Here is a 6,383-nt window from a genome sequence, read left to right as displayed (position 1 = left end):
CTTCCCCGAACAGATCGGCGACGAGCCGCTCCTGGGTGGTGCTCGGCGCGCGGAACGCCCGGGCGGTGAAGCTCGGCGCGGGCAGCGCCTTGCGGTCGAGCTTGCCGCTGGGATTGAGCGGCAGTTCGCCCAGCACGGTGATCGACGCCGGAACCATGTAAACCGGCAAGGTCTTCGAGACAGCGGCTTGGAGCCGGTCGGGCTCGGCGGCGTGGCCGGGCGCGGGCACCACGTAGGCGACCAACTGGTCACCGAGCTCGGTCGCCGCGACCAATGCCACTGCCTGGCTGACGGATTCGTGTGCCAGCAGCGCGGTCTCGATCTCGCCGAGCTCGATCCGCTGTCCGCGGAACTTCACCTGGAAGTCGATGCGCCCCAGGTAGTCCAGCCGGTGCGGGGCATTCGCGGTGGGCCGACGCCACACCACCAGGTCACCGGTGCGGTACATGCGAGCGCCCGCCGCGGCGAGGCCGGAGGCCGGGGCGAAGGGGTCGGCGACGAATCGATCGGCGGTGAGACCGGGTCGCGCGACATAACCGCGCGCGAGCTGATCGCCCGCGAGATAGAGCTCGCCCGCGATACCGGGTGGCACCGGTCGCAGCCGATCGTCGAGGACGTACACGCGGGAGTTCCACTGCGGCAAACCGATCGGCACCGAGCGCTCACCAGGGCGGGCCGGCCAGTACGTCACCGAAACAGCGGCTTCGGTCGGCCCGTACAGATTGTGCAACCTGGCCGAACTGACCGCGGCCATGGCGTCGACGGTCTCGGCGGGCAGCGCCTCACCGATGACGAAGATCTCGCGCAGCGACTCCAGGTCGGCATTGCCTTCGGACGCGGAGTTCGTATCGACAGCAGCCTGGGTGGCGAACATCGTGAGCATCGACGGCACGAAGTCGGTGACGGTGACCTTGTGCTTACCGATCAGGTCGATCAGATAAGCAGGGTCGCGGTGGCCGTCCGGGGTGGCCAGCACCAGTTTCGCGCCGACCCGCAGCGGCATGAAGTAGCCCCACAGCGACACGTCGAAGGTGGTCGCGGTTTTCTGCAGGTACACATCGCCCAGCGCGAGTGGGTATTTCGCCAGCATCCAGACGAGCTGGTTGTGGATGGCGGCGTGCGAGATCGCGACACCCTTGGGCTTGCCCGTGGAACCCGAGGTGAAGATGACGTAGGCCGGGTGGTCGGGGTGCAGCGGTGCGCGCAACTCCGGCGCGAGGACGGGATCACCCGGTACGCCGGCGACATCGAGCTCGTCGAGCAACAGCAGCGAGGTGCCGGGCGGAACTTCGATGGCGTCGGCACAGGTGCTCAGCACGCAGGCCGGGCGGGCGGTGTCGAGGATGTAGGCGATGCGATCGGCCGGATGGTCGGGATCCAGCGGCACGTAGGCGCCACCCGCGGTGAGCACCGCGTACATCCCGATCACCAGGTCGGGCGATCGCCGGACAGCAAGGCCGACAAGGCTTTCGGGACCGACGCCCTGGTCGATCAGCAGCCGGGCGAGAGCATTCACGCGCTCGTCGAACTGCCGGTAGGTCAGCTCGGTGTCCTCGTAGACCAGCGCGGTGGCATCCGGATGCGTCTGCACCGCACGGCGATACGCGTCGAGCATCGGCTCCGGCGGCACGGGGTGGCGGGTTTCGTTCCAGCTCACCAGACTCTGCTCCCGCTCGACCTCGGTGAGCAGGTCGATCTCGGCGATCGCGAGACCGGCGTCGGTGGCGACCGCGTCGAGCAGGCGGGTGAACCGGCCGGCCAGAATCTCGATGGTGGCCGCATCGAACAGATCGGTGGCGTAGTTGAACGACGCGGCCATCGGCTCGGCCGGGTCCGCACCCGGCACGATCGTGAGCTGTAGGTCGAAACGCGCTACCGCACCGCCGAATTCGACAGGAGTGGCGTCGAGACCGGGCAGGCGCAGGTTCGGCAGGTCCAGATTCTGGAAGAACAGGGCAACCTGGAACAGCGGGTGATGGGCCTGCGAGCGAACCGGATCGAGCAGTTCTACCAGGCGCTCGAACGGCAGGTCGGCATGGGCGAAAGCGGCGAGGTCGGCCCGCTTGGTCGCGTGCAGGAGCTCGGCGAAGCTCGCGCGCGGGTCGAGATGCGTGCGCAGGACGAGCGTGTTGACGAACATGCCGATCAGGTCGTCGAGTTCCCTGGCGCCGCGACCGGCCACCGGGGTACCGATGGCGATGTCGTCGGTGTGCGCGACCCGGCCCAGCAGCACCGCGAAAGCCGCGTGGACGACCATGAATTCGGAGGTACCACTGCGCTGGGCGAGCGCGGCGAGTGCCGTGTGCACCGCCGCCGGAATCTGGAACCCGAATTCGGCGCCGCGACCGGTGAAGACGGGCGGGCGTGGGCGATCGGTCGGCAGGTCGAGTCGGTCGGGCAGTCCCGCGAGCGCCGTACGCCAGTGCGCGATCTGGGCGGCGGCCACCGAATCCGGGTCGTCTTCGGCGCCGAGGAGCTCGCGATGCCACAGCGTGTAGTCGACGTACTGCACCGGCAGCGGCTGCCATCGGGGTCGCGATCGGTTGCGGCGGGCGAGGTAGGCGCCGAGCAGGTCACGCAGCAGCGGTGCGACCGAGGCGCCGTCGGCGGTGATGTGGTGCAAGGCCACGGCGAGCACGTGATCGTGTGGCCCGAGTTCGGCCAGCGCCACCCGGAACGGCACACCGGCGGCGACATCGAACCCGGTGGCGGCGAATTCGCCCAGCCACAGCGGCAATTCGTCCTCGGTGAGCGAGTCGACCAGCACATCGGGGACGGATTCCGCCATCGGCAACACCACCTGGTGGCCGACGCCGTCCACCACCGCACCGTCGGCACCTCGCTCGTACCCCTCGGCGGTGTGGACCGGGTACAGAGTGCGCAGGGATTCGTGCCGGGCGACCAGGTCCGACAGCGCCGCGTGCAGGGCGCGCGCGTCGAACGGTCCGGACAGGCGCAGCGCGAACGGGATCGTCTCGGCGGTCGAACCCGGATCGAACTGATTGAGGAACCACATTCGCTGTTGCGCGGGCGAGAGCGGAATCAGCTCGGGGCGTTCGCGAGGTGCCAGCGGCGCGTGGCCGCCCGCGCCCTTCAGCGGTTCGAGCAGGGCGGCAAGACCGGCGACAGTGGGACTTTCGAAGACGTGACCGGCGGGCACCCGAGCCGACAGCTCCGCTCCGAGGCGCGCGGCTGCCCGCGTGGCGAGCAGCGAATTGCCGCCGAGGGCGAAGAAGTCGTCATCGGCGCCCACCGGGTTCTCCGGTGCCAGCAACTCGGTGAAGACATGCGCCACCAGCTCTTCCATCGCACCCGAGGGCGCCCGGAACTCCTCGGCACGCAGGGTGGGCGCGGGCAGGGCGGCCCGATCGAGCTTGCCGACCGGAGTCAGGGGAATGGCGTCGAGCACGGTCAGCGCAGTCGGCACCATGTGCGCGGGCAGCCCGGCCTTGGCGTGCTCGAACAGCTGGTCGGTCTCGATGCGCGCGCCGGGCGCGGCGTGGACGTACGCGGCGAGAATCGTGGTGCCGTTGTCGAGTTCATGACCCACGGTCACCGCGAAGTCGACGGTGTCGTGCCCGGTGAGCACGGTGTCGATCTCACCCAGTTCGATCCGGAACCCACGCACCTTCACCTGGAAGTCGTTGCGTCCCACGAACTCGATCGCACCGTCCACCCGGCGGCGCACCAGGTCGCCGGTGCGGTACATCCGCCCCTCGGCCCCGGCGAAGGGATCGGCGACGAAGCGCGACGCCGTGAGACCCGGCTGACGGTGATAGCCACGCGCCAGCCCGTGACCGGCGATGTACAGCTCGCCGATCATCCCGTCGGGCACCCGGACCAGGCGCTCGTCGAGCACGTACTCGGTCACCCCACGCAGCGGCGCCCCGATGTTCATCGTGTCGCCGACCACCAGCGGCGCGCTGATATTGGTCACGATGGTGGTCTCGGTCGGCCCGTAACAGTCGTGGAACCGGCGGGTATCCGTGGCCCAGCGCCGGATCAGGTCCGGCGGGCACGCCTCGCCACCGGTGGTGACCACGGCCAGCGCGTCGAGCCCGGCCGGATCCAGCGATGCCAGCGCGGCGGTGGTGATGAACATGTGCGTGACGGCTTCGCGACGCAGCACGTCGGCCAGCTCGGCGCCGCCGAGAATGCCCGCGGGCACGAGCACCATGGCGGCTCCGGCGCCCACCGCCATCAACAGTTCGAGCACGGCCGCGTCGAACGAGGGCGAGGCGAAATGCAGCGTGCGCGAGGTCGGCTCGATCGCGTAGTGCGCGCGCTGTTCGGCGCAGTACCCGGCCAGCCCGGCGTGCGTCACCACCACGCCCTTGGGCAGACCCGTGGAACCGGAGGTGTACACGATGTAGGCGGGGTGCTGTAGCCGCAGCGGACGGACCCGGTCGGCGAAGGTCACCGGATCACCGGGCTGGTCGTCGGTGGCGCGCCGGACGGCCTCGTCATCGAGGCACAACCACCTCAGCGCACCGGGCAGACGGTCCATCGCCGTGCCGACCGCGACCCCGAGCACCGCACCGGAATCGCCCAGCATGTGACTCACCCGAGCAGGTGGATAGTTCGGGTCGACGGGCAGGAACGCCGCGCCCGTCTTGGTCACCGCCCACATCGCCAGCACCGATTCCGGCGAACGGGGAATGCCGACGGCCACCACGTCCTCGGGGCCGACGCCGTAGGCGATCAGCAGCCGGGCCAGCCGGTTGGACCGTTCGTCGAGCTCGGCGTAGGTCCAGCGCACCGGCGCGGACACGCCGTCGTCCCACGACAGCGCGAGCCCACCGGGGTTGGATTCCACCGCCACGGACAGCAGTTGCGGCAGCGACTTCCCGCGCTGCCGGGCGCGGGCGCCGGACGCCCGGTTCGCCCGGGTCACGACAGTTCCGTCCGATCGACGGAGTCGACTAGCCGTTGCCCGGTCATGCACACCTCGTACCGATACAGACGCGCACTGCCACTCATCCGCACCGCGTGCGGACCAGCCAGTGTTCGTTCCACCTATCCATCCATCCCGACCACCGCGCGCCGCTCGTGCGGCTGCCCGGTGTTGCCGATCATCTCACTGAGCGCGACAATCCTCGCACCTGTCCCGTCGCCGGGTTCGGCAACGGCCACCGCGGCCTCGGTGAACACATGGCTCACCTCGTCCGCACCCCCCTGGTCTGCCCCCATCACCAGCGTCGCGCCCGCGATCGCGGCCGCGACGATCTCGAGCACGCCCGCCACCGAATCAGGTCGGCCCGCCGCTCGCGTGCGTGATTCGAAGTTGAGCCCGGCACGCTCGGCCACCTGCTCGGCCGCGGTCGCCAGCTCGTCGTAGCTCAGCGTGCGACCGCCGCCGGCGAAGGCCACGTCGTCGCCGCGCAGGGCACGGGTGCGGTGCGCGTAGCCGATCGGACGAGGTGATTCCGCGGCCAGTTCGGCGCGCAGCGCGGGGTCGGCCAGGTCGTACCAGTCCAGCCCGTCGGGGGCGTCGAGGATGTCGATGGTCAGGCCGAGTTTCACCTCGAGGTTGCTGCCCGGCGGGCGGGCGTCCATCGTCATCAGCGGCACCACCGCCGCGCCTGCCTTGAGCACCGCCCAGGTCGCGATCGCCGCGTCCACCCCTCGGTCGAGCCGCACCGCGACTCCCGTACCCGGACCGGCGCCGCGGGCGATCAACGAACGCGCCAATTGTGATGAGCGGGCATCGAACTCAGCGTAGGCGATCGCCGTTTCACCCAGCTCGAGCGCAGGTGCGTCCGGGTCTTCCTCCACGGCCGAGGCCAGTTCCTGTGCCAGTGCGGCACCGTTGGCCGACGGCACGGGGGCATAGGCCGCGGCCGTCAGCTCACGTTCGCGCTCGCTGGCGTCACGCAGATCGATATCGCCGACACGCACTGCGGGATCGGCGGCGACCGCGGTGACGATCTCGGTGAGCCCGCGTGCGAAGGCGGCGACGGTGTGTTCGTCGAAAAGGTCGGTGGCGTAGGTGAAGACGATGCCGATCTCATCGGGCTCGCCGGTCGCCGACAGGCGCGGTTCGATGTTGACCTGCAGGTCGAACTTGGCGGGCCGGGCCGCGAGGTCCATCGCCTCGATGGTGAGGCCCGGCAGGCGGAGCACGGGGGTCTCGTTGTTGTGGAAGGAGAGCACCACCTGGAACAGCGGGTTGTGCGACACGGTGCCGGTCGGGGCCACCTCCTCGACCACGCGCTCGAACGGCAGGTCGGCGTTGGCGAAGGCGGCCAGGCCGACTTCGCGTGCGGTGCTGACCAATTCGTCGAAACCGCGGCTGGGGTCGACCTCGGTGCGCAGGGTGAGGGTGTTGACGAACATGCCGACCAGGTCGTCGAGCTCGGGTTCACCCCGGCCGGCGATCGGGG

At 69.9% G+C, this 6,383-nt stretch carries 2 protein-coding genes; both read right to left on the bottom strand.

What is annotated here, in order from left to right; genetic code table 11:
• Positions 1-4,945, bottom strand: a 4,945-nt coding sequence (locus ACFWF3_RS20150) for an amino acid adenylation domain-containing protein (RefSeq protein WP_379314835.1), incomplete at its 3' end; no start/stop codon positions are given.
• A gap of 71 nt (positions 4,946-5,016) precedes the next feature.
• The coding region (locus ACFWF3_RS20145) for a condensation domain-containing protein (protein ID WP_379314834.1) at positions 5,017-6,383 on the bottom strand (1,367 nt) is incomplete at its 5' end.

The sequence above is a fragment of the Nocardia sp. NPDC060220 genome, from assembly GCF_042727815.1.
Classification (GTDB): Bacteria; Actinomycetota; Actinomycetes; order Mycobacteriales; family Mycobacteriaceae; genus Nocardia.
Note: the sequence above shows the minus strand (reverse complement) of the source record. Positions and strands in the feature narration are given on the sequence as shown.